The 15,214-nt window shown below is 62.9% G+C and carries 14 protein-coding genes; 8 read left to right on the top strand and 6 right to left on the bottom strand.

All coding sequences use genetic code 11. The features are described from left to right. Nucleotides 1–3: 3 nt before the first annotated feature. Genes ABC729_RS22570 through lra1 form a run of 4 tightly spaced genes read right to left on the bottom strand, consistent with a single transcriptional unit; the run spans nt 4 to nt 3,536 of the window. Complete coding sequence (locus tag ABC729_RS22570) at nt 4–615, bottom strand: LutC/YkgG family protein (RefSeq protein WP_495609861.1); 612 nt, start codon at nt 613–615, stop codon at nt 4–6. Beyond that, nucleotides 615–2,015: a LutB/LldF family L-lactate oxidation iron-sulfur protein gene (locus ABC729_RS22565; RefSeq protein ID WP_495609860.1), complete on the bottom strand. Its 1,401-nt coding sequence runs from the start codon at nt 2,013–2,015 to the stop codon at nt 615–617. Before ABC729_RS22565 ends, ABC729_RS22570 begins: the two co-directional genes overlap by 1 nt. Beyond that, nucleotides 2,012–2,758 carry a (Fe-S)-binding protein gene (locus ABC729_RS22560; protein ID WP_495609859.1) on the bottom strand — a complete coding sequence of 249 codons (747 nt, stop codon included), beginning with the start codon at nt 2,756–2,758 and terminating at the stop codon, nt 2,012–2,014. Before ABC729_RS22560 ends, ABC729_RS22565 begins: the two co-directional genes overlap by 4 nt. Before the next feature lie 13 nt (nt 2,759–2,771). Next, entirely contained in the window at nt 2,772–3,536 is a 765-nt protein-coding gene (gene lra1 / locus ABC729_RS22555; RefSeq protein WP_495609858.1) for an L-rhamnose 1-dehydrogenase Lra1, read from the bottom strand. A 206-nt stretch (nt 3,537–3,742) separates the two neighbouring features. On the opposite strand from lra1, the gene rhmD reads away from it, so the two are divergent. The 3 genes from rhmD to ABC729_RS22540 are packed head-to-tail and all read left to right on the top strand — an operon-like array spanning nt 3,743 to nt 6,571. Beyond that, a complete protein-coding gene (gene rhmD / locus ABC729_RS22550) occupies nt 3,743–4,930 on the top strand; it encodes an L-rhamnonate dehydratase (RefSeq protein WP_054167634.1) in 1,188 nt (395 codons plus the stop codon). A gap of 31 nt (nt 4,931–4,961) precedes the next feature. Then, nucleotides 4,962–5,825, top strand: a complete 864-nt coding sequence (locus ABC729_RS22545; protein ID WP_495609857.1) for a 2,4-didehydro-3-deoxy-L-rhamnonate hydrolase — start codon at nt 4,962–4,964, stop codon at nt 5,823–5,825. Then, the gene (locus ABC729_RS22540) at nt 5,822–6,571 is read left to right on the top strand and encodes an SDR family NAD(P)-dependent oxidoreductase (protein WP_495609856.1); all 750 of its coding nucleotides are present in this window, start codon (nt 5,822–5,824) and stop codon (nt 6,569–6,571) included. Before ABC729_RS22545 ends, ABC729_RS22540 begins: the two co-directional genes overlap by 4 nt. Before the next feature lie 54 nt (nt 6,572–6,625). On the opposite strand, the gene ABC729_RS22535 is transcribed toward ABC729_RS22540, so the two are convergent. Both ABC729_RS22535 and ABC729_RS22530 read right to left on the bottom strand, forming a co-directional pair. Beyond that, nucleotides 6,626–6,955 carry a hypothetical protein gene (locus ABC729_RS22535; RefSeq protein ID WP_495609855.1) on the bottom strand — a complete coding sequence of 110 codons (330 nt, stop codon included), beginning with the start codon at nt 6,953–6,955 and terminating at the stop codon, nt 6,626–6,628. Nucleotides 6,956–7,018: 63 nt separating this feature from the next. Continuing rightward, on the bottom strand, nt 7,019–9,382 hold the full coding sequence (locus ABC729_RS22530) for a Tex family protein (protein WP_495609854.1): 2,364 nt from the start codon (nt 9,380–9,382) through the stop codon (nt 7,019–7,021). A 290-nt stretch (nt 9,383–9,672) separates the two neighbouring features. On the opposite strand from ABC729_RS22530, the gene cueR reads away from it, so the two are divergent. The 5 genes from cueR to ABC729_RS22505 all read left to right on the top strand — a co-directional run bounded on the left by cueR (nt 9,673) and on the right by ABC729_RS22505 (nt 15,205). After that, nucleotides 9,673–10,059, top strand: coding sequence for a Cu(I)-responsive transcriptional regulator (gene cueR / locus ABC729_RS22525; protein WP_495609853.1), 387 nt, complete (start codon nt 9,673–9,675; stop codon nt 10,057–10,059). An 883-nt stretch (nt 10,060–10,942) separates the two neighbouring features. After that, on the top strand, nt 10,943–11,641 hold the full coding sequence (locus ABC729_RS22520; RefSeq protein WP_495609852.1) for a LuxR C-terminal-related transcriptional regulator: 699 nt from the start codon (nt 10,943–10,945) through the stop codon (nt 11,639–11,641). A 573-nt stretch (nt 11,642–12,214) separates the two neighbouring features. Next, nucleotides 12,215–12,889 carry a LuxR C-terminal-related transcriptional regulator gene (locus tag ABC729_RS22515; RefSeq protein WP_495609851.1) on the top strand — a complete coding sequence of 225 codons (675 nt, stop codon included), beginning with the start codon at nt 12,215–12,217 and terminating at the stop codon, nt 12,887–12,889. Between the two features lie 227 nt (nt 12,890–13,116). Continuing rightward, complete coding sequence (locus tag ABC729_RS22510; RefSeq protein ID WP_495609850.1) at nt 13,117–13,785, top strand: tetratricopeptide repeat protein; 669 nt, start codon at nt 13,117–13,119, stop codon at nt 13,783–13,785. 19 nt (nt 13,786–13,804) lie between these two features. After that, nucleotides 13,805–15,205 (top strand): PQQ-like beta-propeller repeat protein, encoded by a 1,401-nt coding sequence (locus tag ABC729_RS22505; RefSeq protein WP_495609849.1) that lies wholly within the window; start codon nt 13,805–13,807, stop codon nt 15,203–15,205. Nucleotides 15,206–15,214 lie beyond the last annotated feature (9 nt).

The raw sequence follows: 15,214 nt of genomic DNA, 5'->3' as shown, positions 1-15,214 counted from the left end.
GCGCTACCCCACGAACAGTACATCCAGCCGTCGCGGGCCATGCACGCCCACCACCCGATCCAGCTCGATATCGGCAGTGGCCGACGGGCCGGAGCAGAAGGTGATGGGGCGGTTGGGCACCAGGGCGGCGATGGCCTCCGGCACCAGCCCGACCAGTTGCTCCGCGCGCACCACGCACAGGTGATAATCGGGCAGCAGGGTCAGGGCGCGCCGTCCCTGCGCCGTGCCGCCATCCAGCACGATGCTGCCCGTCTCTGCAATGGCCAGGGCCGCCCCCGTCAGTGCGCCGGGAATGGCGTTCAGCGCGCCATAGGGCAGATGATCATCGGGCACCAGAGCCACCCCATCGGGTCGCCATTCCACCGGCAGGTCGGTGGGCACGGCCAGCCGGTCAATGCCACGCGCGGAAAGGATACCCGCCACCGCCGTGGCGATGGGGCCGCTGGTCCGGGTCACACCGACATTGTAATCGCGCAGCCGGTCCAGGAACCGTTCCACCATGGCTTCGCGGTCGCCTTCCCACACCCGGTTGATGGCCGGCACAGGGGTGACGGGCGTCGTGCTGCCGGCCAGGGCATCGCGCACGCGGGACAGGATCAGGTCACGGCCACCCATCACTTTTCCTCCCGCTTCTGCCACCAGTCGCGGAAGCTCTGTTCCGGCAGTGCCGGGAAATCGCGCGACAGGGTCCAGCCGGACAAGGGCGGCGGCAACCAGGGCAGGGCACCATCCCGCATCAGCAGCTTCTGACCCAGCCGCCCGGCCCAGAGCGACCAGTCCAAGGCTCCCTGGTTGCCGAACATCCGGGCTGCGACACCCATGGCCAGCGCCTCCCCCTTGGCAGCATGACCTTCGCGCACCACACGACCGCGCAGATGTACCAGGATTTGCGGAATGTTAATTTTCACGGGGCATACTTCATGACACGCGCCGCACAGGCTGCTGGCATAGGGGAGGCTCCCCGCCTCCTCCAGGCCACGCAGCTGCGGCGTGACGATGGCACCAATGGGCCCCTGATACATGCTGTCATAGGCATGGCCGCCCGCGCGTTCGTAAACCGGGCAGACATTCAGGCAGCGCGAACAGCGGATACAGTGCAGTGTCTCCCGCGCCACCTCATCCGCCAGGATTTTGCTGCGGCCATTATCCAGCAGCACCAGATGAAATTCGCGCGGCCCATCGCCCGCATGTACCCCGGTCCAGAGCGAGTTATAGGGGTTCATCCGCTCCCCCGTCGCGGCGCGGGGCAGTAGCTGGAGGAACACCGACAGGTCATCGAAGCGCGGCAGCACCTTTTCGATGCCCATGATGGAGATCAGCACCTGCGGCAGGGTCAGGCACATGCGGCCATTCCCTTCCGATTCCACGACACCGACCGTGCCTGTCTCTGCGATGGCGAAATTGGCACCGCTGATGGCGACCTTCGTCTCCATGAATTTCTGACGCAGATAGGCGCGGGCCGCGCGCGTCAGGTCGGGCGGACGGTCGGACAGGCCGGTGCCATGCTCCCCCATCTCCGCCCGGAACAGATCGCGGATTTCGACCCGGTTCTTGTGGATGGCGGGGACCAGCAGGTGCGACGGCTTCTCCTTTGCCATCTGCACGATCATGTCGGCCAGATCGGTTTCATAGGGGCGGATGCCAGCGTCTTCCAGGGCGGGGTTCAGCTCAATCTCGTCCGTGGTCATGGACTTGATCTTGATGACCTGATCGGTGTCGGCTTGCCTCGTCAGGCGGACAATGATCTCTCGCGCCTCGGCCGCATCGGCGGCCCAATGCACATGACCGCCTGCCTTGGTGACCATCTCCTCCAGTTGCAGAAGATAATGGTCAAGCCGTGCATGCGCCTCCTGCTTGATGGCCTTGCTGGCCTCGCGCAGGGCCTCCCAATTCGGTAACTCGGCGGTGACCTTGGCGGTCTTGCCCCGGATGGTGGTGGTGGCCTTGGCCAGATTGCGCCGCTGCTGTGTGTTGCGCAGGCCGTCGGCGGCGCGTGTGGGGAAGGTCGTGCTCATGTCCAGGGCTCGTCCGCGGTGGAGGCCAGGATTTGGGCTAGGTGAACCGTGCGCACGCCCGTGCGCTGCCGCGAAAGGCCGCCGCCAATATGCATCAGACAGCTATTGTCGCCGGCTGTGCAGATCTCCGCGCCAGTGGACAGGATATGGCGCATCTTGTCGGTCAGCATGGCGGTGCTGGTCTCTGCATTCTTGACGGCAAAGGTGCCGCCAAAGCCACAGCATTCCCGGTTATTCGGCAGTTCCACCAGATCAATCCCCGCCACATGCCGCAGCAATGTCAGCGGTCCATCCCCCAGGTTCAGCGAACGCAGGGAGTTGCAGGAACTGTGATAGGTGACACGGTGCGGATAATAGGCACCAACATCCACCAACCCCAGCTTCAGTGTCAGGAATTCAGAGAATTCAAACACGCGGGGGGCCAATTCCTCCACCGCCCGCAGCAGCCCCTCATCCTTGGCTACATGCCGGGCCAGATAAGGATACTGCCCCCGCACCATGGCGGTGCAGGAGGTGGACGGGATCAGGATGGTTTCCGCATCCTGGAACGTATCGACAAAGCGGCGGACCAGTCCCACGGCATCATCATGATAGCCGGAATTATGATGCATCTGGCCGCAGCAGGTCTGGGCCAGCGGAAACTCCACCTGATGCCCCAACCGCTCCAGCACCCGCACCACGGCCCGGCCGGTATCGGGAAACAGGCTGTCATTGATGCAGGTGATGAAAAGCGAGACACGCATTTGGGGGGACCGGTTACTGCAAATTCACAAACGCGCCGCCATCGACCAGCAACGCGGCACCCGTGACATAGCGGGCAAGGTCGGATGCCAGGAACACCACCGGCCCGCCCATATCTTCCGGCTGGCCCAGGCGGCCCAGCGGGATGCGACCTTCCATGTAGGTCCGCTTGGCCGTATCGGCGAGGTCGTCCTTGTTGATGTCGGTCAGAATGGTGCCCGGCAGCAGCGAATTGCAGCGGATGCCATAGGGGCCAAGGGCGATGGCGCAGCTCTGCATCAGCGAATGCACGCCGGCCTTGGTGGGCGTGTAATGCGTCTGCATGCCGCCGCCAACCAGGGCGGAGATCGACGAAATGGCGATGATCGCCCCGCCACGGCCCTGGTTCTTCATCTGGTTGGCGGCGGCCTGTGTCATGTAATAGGCACCGTTGAGATTGACCTTGATGGTCCGGTCCACGACATCGACGGGCATGTCCAGGAACCCATGGAACGGGCAGATACCGGCATTGGAGACGAAGACATCGACCCCGCCGAAGGCCGCCACCGCCGCCCTCACGAATTCCGGGGCCGCTGCGGGATCAGACACGTCGCCCTTTACCGCGATGGCCTTCTGGCCCAGCGCTTCGACCTGCGCCACGACCTCCTCGGCAGCGGCGGGGGACGCGGCATAGTTGATGGCGACATTCGCACCGTGCCGGGCGCACTCCACGGCCACAGCTGCCCCGATCCCGCGCGAGGCACCGGTGATCAGCACGGTCTTGCCTTCCAACAAACGCATATCGTCCTCCCTGAATCTCATATTGCGGAATGATGTCTCATAAATCAAAATCGGACGCAAGCCTGATCCCCGAGCTGGAAGGGGTGACCGGTGTCAGGACTGCATTGACAGGCGTTGTCCCATTTTATAAAACTGTGTCCCACAATTGAGAACGTGCGCACCTTCCTTGCCCGCTGCGCATGCCCTTCAGGGAGTGTGAAAACACCATGGCCTTCCCCCTTATCCGCGATGTCCGCGCCTATGTGGTGCGCGGCGGTGGTGCCGATTACCATGACCAGGGTGACGGTCATTGGATCGACGATCATATCGCCACGCCGATGAGCCGGTATCCCGAATACCGCCAGAGCCGGCAGAGCTTTGGCATCAATGTGCTGGGCACGCTGGTGGTGGAGATTGAGGCGGCGGACGGCACCATCGGATTCGCGGTGACCACGGGCGGGGAGCCGGCTTGCTATCTGGTGGAAAAGCATTTCTCCCGCTTCCTGATCGGCCGCTCGCCGGTGGAGGTAGAGAAGATCTGGGACCAGATGTATTTCGGGTCGCAGTATTATGGGCGCAAGGGTCTGGTGGTGAATGCCATTTCCGGCGTCGATCTGGCCCTGTGGGATTTGCTGGGCAAGCTGCGGCAGGAGCCGGTCTATCACCTGCTGGGCGGCGCTGTCCGCGATGAGCTGACCTTCTATGCTACCGGCGCGCGCCCCGATCTGGCCAAGGAAATGGGCTTCATCGGCGGCAAGATGCCCCTGCATCACGGTCCGGCCGAGGGTGAGGAAGGCCTGCGCAAGAATATCGAGGAACTGGCCACCATGCGTGAGCGGGTGGGCGAGGATTTCTGGCTGATGTTCGATTGCTGGATGTCGCTGGACCTGAACTACGCCACCAAGCTGGCCCATAAGGCCCACGAATATGGCCTGAAATGGATCGAAGAGGCGTTGTCGCCTGACGATTACTGGGGCTATGCCGAGCTGAAGAAGAAGGCTCCGCCGGGCATGCTGGTGACGACGGGCGAGCATGAGGCCACCCGTTGGGGCTTCCGCATGCTGATGGAAATGGATTGCTGCGACATCATCCAGCCGGATGTGGGCTGGTGCGGCGGCGTTACCGAACTGACCAAGATCGCCAACATGGCCGACAGCCGCGGCATCATGGTCATCCCGCACGGGTCGTCGGTCTATTCCTACCATTTCGTCATCACGCGCCATAACAGCCCATTCGCCGAATTCCTGATGATGGCGCCCAAGGCCGACAAGGTCGTGCCGATGTTCCATCCGCAGCTGCTGGGTGAGCCGGTGCCCGTCAATGGCAAGCTGAAACTGTCCGACAAGCCCGGCTTCGGCGTGGAGCTGAACCGCGAGGTCAAGCTGCACCGGCCCTATGTCGGCCAGGGCAAGTGATCCGTTCATTCTCATCACGAAAGCATAAATCATGAAGCTGCTGCGTTACGGCCCCAAAGGCCAGGAAAAGCCGGGCCTGATGGATGAAACCGGCACCATCCGCGACCTGTCCGGCATCGTTGCCGACATTACCCCGGACGTGCTGTCGCCCGCCGGTCTGGCCAAGATTGCGGCGATTGATCCCGCCAGCCTGCCGGCGGTCGAAGGTTCGCCGCGCTATGGCGTGCCCATCAATGGCGTGCGCAAATTCATCGCTGTCGGCCTGAACTTCGCCGACCATGCGGCGGAGAGCAACCTGCCCATTCCGACGGAGCCGGTGCTGTTCACCAAGGCGATCTCTTGCCTGACCGGCCCCAACGACCCGGTGATGATCCCCAAGGGTTCGGTCAAGACCGATTGGGAGGTGGAACTGGGCATCGTCATCGGCAGCCGTGCGCGCTATGTCAGCGAGGAGAACGCGCTGGACCATGTCGCGGGCTATGTCCTGATCAACGACGTGTCCGAACGCGCCTTTCAGATCGAACGTGGCGGCACCTGGGACAAGGGCAAGGGCTGCGACACGTTCGGCCCCGTCGGTCCGTGGGTCGTGACCTCCGACGAGGTGGGTGATCCCCAGAACCTGTCCATGTGGCTGGAGGTGAACGGCCACCGCTATCAGAATGGCAGCAGCAAGACCATGATCTTCACCTGCCGCCAACTGGTGGCCTATATCAGCCAGTTCATCACGCTGGAACCGGGCGACCTGATCACCACCGGCACCCCGCCAGGCGTGGGACTGGGCCAGAAGCCGGAGCCGAAATATCTGAAGGCCGGCGACGTCATGCGGCTTGGCATCGAAAAGCTGGGTGAGCAGCGCCAGGACGTCGTCGCCTGGACCCAGGAAGGTGTGGCATGAGCGTCTATGCCGACCGTTTCAAGGGCCAGGTCGCCATCGTCACCGGCGGCGCCTCCGGCGTGGGCCGGGAGGTGGCCGCCCGCCTGACGCAGGAGGGGGCAAAGGTCGTCCTCTGGGACATGAATGTCGACGCCCTGGCCGATGCCAAGGCCGCGACGGGTGCCGTCGATGCGGTACAGCTTGATGTGACCGATGCCGAGGCTGTGCAGGCGGCGGCGGACGCCGTGGCAGAGAAGCTGGGCCGGGTCGATGTGCTGATTGCCAGCGCCGGGATCACGGGGGCGACGGTGCCGGTGCAGGAATTCCCGCTGGATAGCTGGCGTCGGGTCATCGACATCAACCTGAACGGCCTGTTTTATTGCTGCCGCGCGGTCATCCCGCACATGCTGAAGAATGACTATGGCCGTATCGTCAATGTCTCCTCGGTCGCGGGCAAGGAGGGCAATCCCAATGCGTCGGCCTACTCGGCATCCAAGGCCGGCGTGATCGGTTTTACCAAGTCGCTGGGCAAGGAACTGGCCAAGACCGGCATCCGCGTCAACGCCCTGACGCCCGCCACCTTCAAAAGCCCGATCCTGGAACAGCTGCCGCAAAGCCAGGTCGATTACATGCTGTCCAAGATCCCCGCCGGGCGTCTGGGCGAGGTGCATGAGGTGGCCGCCATGATCAGCTGGATGGCCAGTGCCGAATGCAGCTTCACCACCGCGTCGACCTTCGACATTTCCGGTGGCCGCACGACGTATTGATCGTCATGTAAGACAGGGGAAAGGGCCGGTCCGGTTTGGGCCGGCCCTTTTCGTTTACAGTGTGATGACCTGTCGGCCCATATCCACGATCCGCACCGCATCCGGGCGGCCCGGTTGAGGGGCGGGGCAGGCGGCGGAAAGATAGCGGATGATCCGCCCGCCGCTGATTGGCCGGTCCCAGGCATAGATCGGGCAGGGGCCGGACGGGCTTTGGTGGGTGCTGCCCGTCTCATAATTCTCATAATTGCCGAACTGGCTGCCCAGGCCGTTATTGACGCTTGTTGGCTGTGGCGGTGGGGTTGCCGTTGGCTCGGGCGCAGGTGCCTGCGCGCAAGCAGTCAGGGCCAGTGCCAGACCGATAAGTGACAGGTAACGCACGGACATCCCCCGACTGCCGAGGATGAAGCAGACGGGGGGATTGCGGCTTTTTACGGGCGGTCGGCGGCGTTATCGCTTGCCCTTCGCCTTGGCCGCCGCAAACGCTGCGGCGAATGCATTGTCCTCCACCGGGGCCGGCTTCCTGGGCGGCGGGTTGTTCTGCTGCGGCGGACGCTGCTGGCCCTGCGGTGCCCGCGAGGGCGGCGGGCCCCGGCGGTCATCGCGCCGATCCGGGCCGGGGCTGGCGGGTCGGGCGGGGGCGGGGCGTTCGTCCAGCTTCATGGTCAGGGCCACGCGCTTGCGCTTCAGGTCCACTTCCATGACCTTGACCTTCACAATGTCGCCGGCCTTCACGACGCTGTGCGGGTCCTTCACGAACGTATGGGACAGCTGGCTGATATGGACCAGCCCGTCCTGATGCACGCCGACATCGACGAAGGCGCCGAAGGCGGTGACGTTGGTGACGACACCTTCCAGCACCATGCCCAGCTGCAAATCCTTCAGCTCCTCCACCCCATCCTTGAACTGGGCCGTCTTGAATTCCGGGCGCGGGTCGCGGCCCGGCTTCTCCAGTTCCTTCAGAATGTCGCTGACGGTGGGGATGCCGAATTTCTCATCCGTGAAATCGGCGGGGTCGAGCGATTGCAGGAAGCCGACATCGCCGATCAGCTTGGCCAGCGGACGGCCCGTCTTCTTCAGGATACGTTCGACCACGGGATAGGCTTCCGGGTGAACTGAGGAGCCATCCAGAGGATTCTCCCCGTCGCGGATGCGCAGGAAGCCTGCCGCCTGTTCGAACGCCTTCGGCCCTAGGCGCGGCACGTCCAGCAATTGCCGGCGGGAGCGGAAGGCGCCCTTTTCATCGCGAAACGCGATGACATTCTTGGCCACCGTTTCCGACAGGCCCGACACGCGGGCCAGCAGCGGCACCGACGCCGTGTTCAGGTCAACGCCGACACCGTTCACGCAATCCTCGACCACGGCATCCAGCGCGCGGGACAGCTTGGCGGGGCTGACATCATGCTGATACTGGCCGACACCGATGGATTTCGGATCGATCTTCACCAGTTCGGCCAGCGGGTCCTGCAAACGCCGGGCGATAGAGACGGCACCGCGCAAGCTGACGTCCAGCTTGGGGAACTCCAAAGCTGCCACTTCCGACGCGGAGTAAACCGAGGCACCGGCCTCCGACACCATCACCTTGGTGATGCGGTGGTCGGGCAACAGGGCGATCAGGTCGGCGGCCAGCTTGTCCGTCTCGCGGCTGGCGGTGCCATTGCCGATGGCGATCAGGTCCACGTCATGGCGCTTGACCAGGGCGGCCAGCGTCGCCAGCGAGCCCTGCCAATCCTTGCGCGGCTCATGCGGATAAACGGTGGTGGTATCCAGCAGCTTGCCGGTGGCATCGACCACGGCCACCTTCACGCCGGTGCGGATACCGGGGTCCAGGCCCAGGGTGGCGCGCTGGCCGGCGGGCGGGGCCAGCAGCAGATCCTTCAGATTGCGGCCGAAGACATGGATGGCCTCATCCTCCGCCTTCTCGCGCAGGACATTCATCAGGTCCAGTTCGATATGCAGGGAAATCTTGGTCTTCCAGGCCCAGCGGCAGCAATCGGCCAGCCAGCGGTCGGCGGCACGACCCCGGTCCTGGATGTTGAATGCCGCAGCGATCAAACCTTCCGCCGGATGCGGGCTGCCCGCCGGCGGTTCATCCCCCACGGCCAGCTTCAAATCCAGAACACCGGCGGCACGGCCCCGGAACAGAGCCAGCGCGCGGTGCGACGGCATTTTGGTCAGCGGTTCGGAGAAGTCGAAATAATCGCTGAACTTGGCCCCTTCCTCGGCCTTGCCTTCCACCAGCCCCGACACGACACGGCCCTGCGACTGGGAGAAGTCGCGCAACCGGCCCACCAGGGTCGCATCCTCGCCCATCCGTTCCACCAGGATGGCGCGCGCCCCCTCCAGGGCCGCTTTCACATCGGCCACACCCTTATCGGCGCTGACATAACCGACCGCCTCATTCTCCGGTGACAGGGTGGGGGTGGATAGCAGCCGGTCGGCCAGCGGCTCCAGCCCGGCCTCCCGCGCGATCATCGCCTTGGTGCGGCGCTTGGGGCGGTAGGGGAGGTACAGATCCTCCAGCCGGGTCTTGGTATCGGCTTCATTGATCTGCTTGGCCAGTTCGGGCGTCATCTTGCCCTGCTCATTGATGCTGGCCAGGATGGTGGCGCGCCGCTCCTCCATCTCCCGCAGGTAACGCAGCCGTTCTTCCAGATTGCGCAGCTGCGTATCGTCCAGCCCGCCGGTCACTTCCTTGCGGTAACGCGCGATGAAGGGAACGGTTGATCCCTCATCCAGCAGCGCCACCGCCGCCTCCACCTGAGCGGGGCGGACGGACAGTTCGGCGGCGATCTTATGGGCGATGGACAGCATGGGCACAGGCCTTGGATGAAGAAACCAGGGCGTGGGTGATAGCGCATCGCGGGGGCAGGGGGGAAGCCATCAGGAATGGCGGTGCCACCTATGCATTGCCGCAGTGCAGAGCTGCGTTAGCGGTCACGGGGATTAACCATTCCATAACGCCTCTGCCCCTATAAATGCCTTCAGCAACATCTTCTGTTGTTTCCCTCCCAGAAGTTCCCACCTTCAAAACCCCGGCGCCCCATGGCGACGGGGTTTTTTTTACGCCATGCTGGGGCCTGCGACGGGCGGGGGAGGGGTTGATGAATATCGGAGAGGCGGCGGCGGCAACAGGCGTGTCGGCCAAGATGATCCGGCATTATGAAAGCATCAGCCTGATCAAGCCGGCCCTGCGGACCGAATCAGGGTACCGGGTCTATACCGAGGCTGACATCCATTCCCTGCGTTTCATCCGCCATGCCCGCGATCTGGGCTTCGCGCTGGAGGATATTGACGCGTTGCTGCGCCTGTGGGGCGACCGGGAGCGGTCATCCTGCGAGGTGAAGAAACTGGCGCTTGACCATATCGCGACCCTGGACCGCAAGATTGCCGAGCTTCAGGCCATGCGTGCCAGCCTCACCGACCTTGCCGACCGTTGTCAGGGCGATGACCGGCCGCATTGCCCGATTCTGGAGGGGTTGGCCGGGTGATACCGATAACAGGATTATCTATCGGCCGGTGATATCGGTCCGACGGTCCGTCTTTAAGACTTTTTTAAGCGCTCGGAAGAAAATGGCTTGACCCAGGGCGCGATTTGAAAGAAATAGTCGTCACCCAGGCCGGGGCGTTTCACTTGTTTCAAGCGATGCGATCCGGGCTCATGGAGCGGGCAAAAAGAAAGGCCGCTACGTGAGCGGCCTGAGTTTAGGGAGGAAACGCCCGATAAGGGCAAGCAGCACAACGTGCTGCGATGCAAAATATGGCTCCAACGCGGGCCGATGGCAAGCACAAAGACAGCCCCGTTTCGGGGCTGTTGCCGTTTCTGGTGCCACCGGTGGACAGTATGTCCTCATCAGGCGTTGAACCCAGGCTGCCTGCGGGCCTGCCGTTGGTGCGGCGTAAACCCTTCCAAACGAATATGAATTACCGTTCATCCACAGGATCTCCGCAGCTCCCTTCATGCTGCGACGCAACATTTGCTATGCAATTATATTTATCAAGGACTGCGTATGGCGCATGGTGGCGCCCCAGGGCGAAGGGAAAGCCAGTCGGTAACCCCGTTAGCTGTAATTAAATCTAATTTCGAGCTAATACGGATATGATTTGTCCTGACAATTGGATCAAGTATCCTCTATGATCTCTGTGATTGTGGCCATCCCTTAATGTGTATGCGGCGCTCTGGTGGTTCAATTCTGGCAATTCTAGGGCAAATTTATTGGTATAGACCGAAAGTATTCATGAATTACGGCCTTAGATGTGTGTTGGAATCCTTCGTGGCAGGGTAAAGTCTATTAAGTTGGAAATTGTCGCCAATGGTCGCCCACCCTTCGCCTGGGTGTCGCGGGCGGCGGCACAGTGAAGTGAGGACCTGTCATGCAAACCGTCATTCTGATCGATGCGAACAAGCTGTTCCGGGAGGGGCTGAGCCGCCTGCTCCTGGATGTGCCGTTCCAGGTGGCGGCGGAATTCGCCAGTATGGAAGAAGCGCTGGCTGCCGACCCGATGCCACCCGCCGACCTGATCCTGGTCGACCCTGGCGAGGATGTGTCGCCCGCCGGCCATCTGTCGCAATTGCATCAGATTGCACCCGACGCTTCGCTGGTGATCCTGACGGGGGGGCTCGATGCCCGCCGCCTGACCCAGGCGCTGGAGGCCGGCGTCGCCGGCTATCTGATGAAGGACATGTCGGCTGACGCCCTGGCGCAGTCATTGCGGCTGGTGATGATGGGGGAAAAGGTGTTCCCCACCCATCTGGCCGATCTTCTGGTCACCGGTCAGGTGCAGCCACAGCCGGCGACCGAGATCACGGCCCTGCGCAAGGGACTGTCCCAGCGGGAGACGCAGATCCTGCGCTGCCTCATTGATGGGGATAGCAATAAGATCATCGCTGCCAATCTGGGGATTACCGAGGCAACGGTGAAGGTCCACCTGAAAAGCCTGCTGCGCAAGATCAACGCCGTCAATCGCACTCAGGCCGCCATCTGGGCCATGAATAATGGACTCGGACAGGGCGAGGCGTCGCAGGCGGCCAACAGTGACCTGCCTGGGGCTGCCGGTGCGGCGTCCGCCTGAGACGGAAGGGTCCGTCGGGTTTCGAAAGGTCGCCCTCCCCGCGTGGCGGCCTTTCCTATCTTCATATGCCGGCTGCAATCCCCCATAGAATGCATATTTAAGTATGATTTTCCGTTAAGATTCAGAAGATGCCCGGCACCATGCAGCAGGCGGGGGGCAGGCAACCCGCTATCCTGAGGGATAGTGCGTTACATGGGTATTACATTTTTAGATTTTTGATTTAATATTCAGTATCGAGAATAGGTACATCGGTCATCCGTTAATAAATTCCTAAAATCCGATGGGAACTGTTTAGCGGATGAAGGGAGACCCGAGGTTCGACTTAAGTGCTTGATAGGAAAGCGTTGGCGTGCCTAGCGATAGCTGGCGTCGCATACATCATATTGGTGGTGTGATGTTTGGTGTCGAATGGGGTGGGGCCAGCCTTGATGGTCAAGGATTTCCGGGGCTCTGACGTTTTTTGCGGTGCGTGCTGCATAAAATTGTAGGAAGCCAAAAGCTCGTGTATAGTAGAGAAATGCCAGTACGTAGCATCCATGGCAGGTTGCGGTTGAAGCCTGAGAGGCTGTAGAAATGCGTTTGATACTGATCGATCATGAAGCTGCTTTCGTTACCCGCGTCCGCCAACTGGCGCGTCGCGCCGGGGTAACCGACCCCGTTGACGAAGTTGCCGATCTGGCCGATCTGGCCCGCGTGGCGGCCGCAAAACCAGACGCCGCGATTGTTGGCATGGTCTCCACCACCATGGCGGCACGCGGTGCCATCAAGGAATTTGTTCAGCGTTGTCCCAACGTGCCGCTGATCGCGGTCGGCGGCAATGATCCCGACCGCATGCGGGCGGCCCTGGGGGAGGGCGCGCGGGCGTACATTCGCCGTGGTGACGTCGCGGACGAATTGCCGAACGCGCTGGATGTTGTCCGCGATGGCGGCGTGTTCGTGCCACCCGTGGTCGCGATGCGACCGGGCGGGGAACCGCTGATGACCGTGGCGGGTCCGGTGCCTGCCGGTTTCTTCCGCGAAGATGCGGGCAAGCAACTGACCCCGCGTCAGCGCGAAATTCTCTCCATGATCCGGGTCGGTCGCAACAATCAGGAAATCGCGGAGACGCTGGACCTTACGGTCGGAACCGTGAAAATCCATATCACGGCGATCTTCAAGGCGCTGGGTGTGCGCAACCGGACGCAGGCCATGGTCGCCGCCGACTGGCTTGACCTGCCGGCGGTCGAAAAGGTGCCGTCAACCGTCTGATCTGACCGGCTCTGAGGCGACGATGGGGGCGGCTGTTGGCCGCCCCTTTGCTTTTTGCCCCGCAATTGCCAGAAAGCAGCGTATTGTATCGGCGGTCGTACCGCTTGTTCTGCCTGTTCCGGGCGTGCAAGGGGGACGATGCGGGGGCAGCCGCCTTGACCGGGAACGGGGGGTCTGCTATCGCCGCCCTTTATTTATTCGGTTCGGCAAGCGGCCGAGGGTGATGCATGTCCGATATCTTTCGCGAAGTTGACGAGGATCTGCGCCGCGACCAGATCATGAAGTTCTGGAAGCGGTATGGCGGCCTGGTCATCGGCGCTGCTGTTCTGGTGGTGGCGGCGACGGCCGGCAATGTTGGTTGGAAACATTGGCGCACCACCCGGATGGAGGAGCGCACCGCCGTCCTGTCCGAGGCGTTGGCCAACCTGCGCCCCGCTGATGAGAATGCCCAGCCCAACCTGAAGGCCGCCGCCGAGGCCCTGTCCGGTGCCGGTGCCAAGCTGGGCGAAGGCCATGCCGACATGGCCCGCCTGTATGAGGCCGGCCTGCGTGCCCGTGAGGGCGAAAAGGACAAGGCCATCGCGCTGTATGATCAGGTTGCGGGCACGGCCGGCGCCGATCCGATGCTGCGCGATCTGGCCACGCTTCTGTCGGTGCAGTTGCAGCTGGATACCGGCGATGCCGCCGCCCTGCGGGCCCGTCTGGCCCCGCTGCTGAAGGCCGGCAATGCCTGGAAGGCGTCGGCGACCGAGGCTTCGGGGCTGCTGGCCGTGCGCGCCGGCGACAATGCCGGGGCTGCTGCCCTGTTCAAGGAACTGTCAGAAGACAGCACCGCCCCGCAGGCGCTCCGCGCCCGCGCCACCGAATTGGCCGCTTTGTACGCGGCGACGAAATAAGTCCGGGATCAAGGATAAGATGGTCGACACCACCCGTTCCGCTACCGCCGTCGCCGCCCGCCATACAGGCGTGGTCCCGACCCGGACACGTTACCGTGCGGCCGCCCGTGTGGCCGCACCCCTGCTGGCCTGCCTGCTGCTGTCGGGTTGCGGCATCACTGACTGGTTCTCCGGCGATGATGACGGTCCAAAGCTGGGCGGCAACCGCATTTCGGTGCTGCAGCTTCAGCAGCAGCTGGAGGTCGATCCCCAGGTGACCGCCGCCGAGGTGGTCCTGCCCGCCGCCGTGGTCAATGCCGATTGGGCGCAGGCCGGCAGCAACCCGGCCCATAATCCGGGCCATGTCGCGCTGGGCAGCAACCTGTCCAAGGTGTGGAGCGCCTCGATCTCCGGTTCCGACAGCAGCGTGCGCCTGCTGGCCGGCCCCGTGATTGCCGGTGGCCGCCTGTTCGTGCTGGACACCGATTATGACCTGCACGCCTTCGACGCCAAGTCGGGCAAGCGCATCTGGACCCGCAACATCCTGCGCGAAAACCAGGAGGGTGAGGCGTTTGGCGGCGGCGTGGCCGTGCATGACAACCGCGTCTATGCCACCAACGGCTATGGTGAGGCGGTGGCTGTCGATTATGACAGCGGCAATGTCATCTGGCGCCGGCGTATCGCGGGCCCGATTCGCTCCGCCCCGACCGTGCTGGATGGCCGCGTCTTCGTTTCCACCGTCGATAATCAGATGATCACCCTGTCGGCGGAAAACGGCGCCCTGCAATGGTATCATACCGGCTTCCTGGAACCGGCGGCCCTGCTGGGCGGTTCGGCGCCGGCGGTGGAGGGCGATACGGCCATTGTTCCGTATTCGTCCGGCGAACTGTTTGCGTTGCGTGTCGAAAATGGCCGTCAGTCCTGGCAGGACAGCCTGGCGTCGGTTCGCCGGGGTGAGAACCTGACCGGTCTGGCCGATATTCGTGGCCTGCCCGTCATCGCTGATGGCATTGCCTATGCCATCAGCCATTCCGGCCGCATGGCCGCCGTGGATATCCGTTCCGGTCAGCGCGTCTGGGAACAGGATATTGGCGGCATCACCACCCCTGCTGTCATCGGCGACTGGATTTTCGTCACCACCAATGACGGCCAGGTCGTTGCCCTGACCCGCAAGGATGGCCGCGTGCGCTGGATCACCCAGTTGCAGCAGTGGGAGGATGAGGAGGACAAGGAAGATCCCGTCCTCTGGACCGGCCCGATTGCTGCTGGCGGTCGTCTGCTGCTGACCAACAATCAGGGTGAACTGGTGGAGATCGCCGTTGCCGACGGCAAGGTGATCAAGAAGACCAGCCTGCCCGCCTCCACCTTGCAGGCCCCTGTTGTGGCCGGCGAAACCCTGTATCTTTTGACGGAAGATGGCGATCTGATCGCCTATCGGTAAACGGAGTTT

The sequence above is a fragment of the Niveispirillum sp. CC-CTL257 genome (assembly GCF_059489915.1).
Note: the sequence above shows the minus strand (reverse complement) of the source record. Positions and strands in the feature narration are given on the sequence as shown.

Coding starts and splice junctions, on each gene's coding strand:
- ABC729_RS22570 (WP_495609861.1), bottom strand. CDS start 615: ATGGGTGGCCGTGACCTGATCCTGTCCCGCGTGCGCGATGCCCTGGCC.
- ABC729_RS22565 (WP_495609860.1), bottom strand. CDS start 2,015: ATGAGCACGACCTTCCCCACACGCGCCGCCGACGGCCTGCGCAACACA.
- ABC729_RS22560 (WP_495609859.1), bottom strand. CDS start 2,758: ATGCGTGTCTCGCTTTTCATCACCTGCATCAATGACAGCCTGTTTCCC.
- lra1 (WP_495609858.1), bottom strand. CDS start 3,536: ATGCGTTTGTTGGAAGGCAAGACCGTGCTGATCACCGGTGCCTCGCGC.
- rhmD (WP_054167634.1), top strand. CDS start 3,743: ATGGCCTTCCCCCTTATCCGCGATGTCCGCGCCTATGTGGTGCGCGGC.
- ABC729_RS22545 (WP_495609857.1), top strand. CDS start 4,962: ATGAAGCTGCTGCGTTACGGCCCCAAAGGCCAGGAAAAGCCGGGCCTG.
- ABC729_RS22540 (WP_495609856.1), top strand. CDS start 5,822: ATGAGCGTCTATGCCGACCGTTTCAAGGGCCAGGTCGCCATCGTCACC.
- ABC729_RS22535 (WP_495609855.1), bottom strand. CDS start 6,955: ATGTCCGTGCGTTACCTGTCACTTATCGGTCTGGCACTGGCCCTGACT.
- ABC729_RS22530 (WP_495609854.1), bottom strand. CDS start 9,382: ATGCTGTCCATCGCCCATAAGATCGCCGCCGAACTGTCCGTCCGCCCC.
- cueR (WP_495609853.1), top strand. CDS start 9,673: ATGAATATCGGAGAGGCGGCGGCGGCAACAGGCGTGTCGGCCAAGATG.
- ABC729_RS22520 (WP_495609852.1), top strand. CDS start 10,943: ATGCAAACCGTCATTCTGATCGATGCGAACAAGCTGTTCCGGGAGGGG.
- ABC729_RS22515 (WP_495609851.1), top strand. CDS start 12,215: ATGCGTTTGATACTGATCGATCATGAAGCTGCTTTCGTTACCCGCGTC.
- ABC729_RS22510 (WP_495609850.1), top strand. CDS start 13,117: ATGTCCGATATCTTTCGCGAAGTTGACGAGGATCTGCGCCGCGACCAG.
- ABC729_RS22505 (WP_495609849.1), top strand. CDS start 13,805: ATGGTCGACACCACCCGTTCCGCTACCGCCGTCGCCGCCCGCCATACA.